The sequence below is a fragment of the Stenotrophomonas maltophilia group sp. RNC7 genome (assembly GCF_030910085.1).
Taxonomy (GTDB): domain Bacteria; phylum Pseudomonadota; class Gammaproteobacteria; order Xanthomonadales; family Xanthomonadaceae; genus Stenotrophomonas; species Stenotrophomonas sepilia.
The window spans coordinates 1-1,431 of record NZ_JAVFVN010000363.1 but is presented as its reverse complement, the minus strand read 5'-3'; the positions used below and the strand labels follow the sequence as shown (position 1 = coordinate 1,431).

The 1,431-nt window shown below is 63.3% G+C and carries 2 protein-coding genes; both read left to right on the top strand.

The window, feature by feature from the left end; genetic code table 11:
* Nucleotides 1–224, top strand: a 224-nt coding sequence (locus tag RCF13_RS06435) for an FCD domain-containing protein (protein ID WP_308140966.1), incomplete at its 5' end; no start/stop codon positions are given.
* The coding region (locus RCF13_RS06430) for a CynX/NimT family MFS transporter (RefSeq protein ID WP_308140965.1) at nucleotides 221–1,431 on the top strand (1,211 nt) is incomplete at its 3' end. The genes RCF13_RS06435 and RCF13_RS06430, both read left to right, overlap by 4 nt.

The window sequence follows — 1,431 nt, the reverse complement described above, 5'->3', positions numbered from 1 at the left end:
CCTCGGGCAATAACGCCCTCATCGAAGTCTATGCCTTTTTCTCCGCCTCCATTCGCGAATCCATAGAAGCCACGCTCAATGGCGAATTGCCTGAGCCGAGCGATGAAGCGCACCGCCAGATCGTCGAGGCCATCGCCTCGGGCGATCCCGATAAGGCCGGAGCAACCGTTCGCCGTTTCATGGCGCCCCTGATTGAAGAACTTGAAAGGTTGCTCGCATCATGAGCCACACAAATACAGCCCTGTCGGACACGGCAGAAAACGAGGCAATGCAGCCGGATGCGCTGGTCGATGCGGAGGCGGACAGCGTCCCGCCGCCGCCCGTCCAGCAGCCGCCCAGCAAGGCGATGCGCATCTTGCTGGGCCTGAGCCTCGTGCTCATCGCCGCCAATCTGCGGCCGGTATTCTCCAGCGTTTCCGTGCTCTTGCCGGAAATCATCGAGGCGACCGGCATGTCGTCGGTCGCAGCCGGTATATTGACCACGCTGCCCGTTGTCTGTCTCGGTGTCTTCGCGCCGTTTGCGCCGCGGATGGCGCAGCGCTTCGGCGCGGAACGTGTCCTGCTTGTCGTGCTGGCCGTGCTCACAATCGGCACCGCCATTCGCGGCTTTGGTTCCTTCTATTGGCTCTATATTGGCGCCGCGCTGGCCGGTGCCGCCATTGCCACGGGCAATGTTCTGCTGCCGGGCGTCGTCAAGCGCGACTTTCCGAAGACAGCCGCCATCATGACCGGCCTTTATACGATGGCGTTGTGCGGCGGCGCTGCATCCGCAGCCGGTTTCACCATTCCCATCAAGGGGTTGCTCGGCGGCTCGTGGAACCTCGCTTTGGCATTCTGGGCCGTTCCGGCGGCACTTGTGCTGCTTCTGTGGCTGCCGCAGGCCATGCGCGCCAAACACAATGTGGCACATTCGGGCTTCCGCGTGATCGGGCTCTGGAAGGACAGGCTGGCCTGGCAGGTGACGCTGTTCATGGGGTTGCAATCCTCCACCGCCTATATCGTTTTCGGATGGCTGGCGCCGATCCTGCGCGAGCAGGGCCTGAGCCCCAAGGCGGCAGGCGGTCTCGTTTCCTTCTCGATCATGGTGCAGGTGGTGACCTGTCTCGCCGTGCCTTCCATCGCCACGCGCCAGAAGAACCAGAGCTGGCTCAATGTCGCTCTCTGCGCTTGCGCAGCCTTGCCGCTGATCGGATTTCTCTACCTGCCGCAATGGACATACTGGGTGCTGGCGGTCATTCAGGGCATCGGGCAGGGCGGTCTCATCGCAGCCGCGATGATGGTGATCGTGCTGCGCGCCCCGGATTCGCACACGGCGGCGCATCTGTCCGGCATGGCGCAGTGCGTCGGCTATACGCTGGCCGCGATCGGTCCGCTGATCGTCGGCATGATCCACAGCGCGACCGGCAGCTTTGCTGCTTGCGGGGCGTTCTT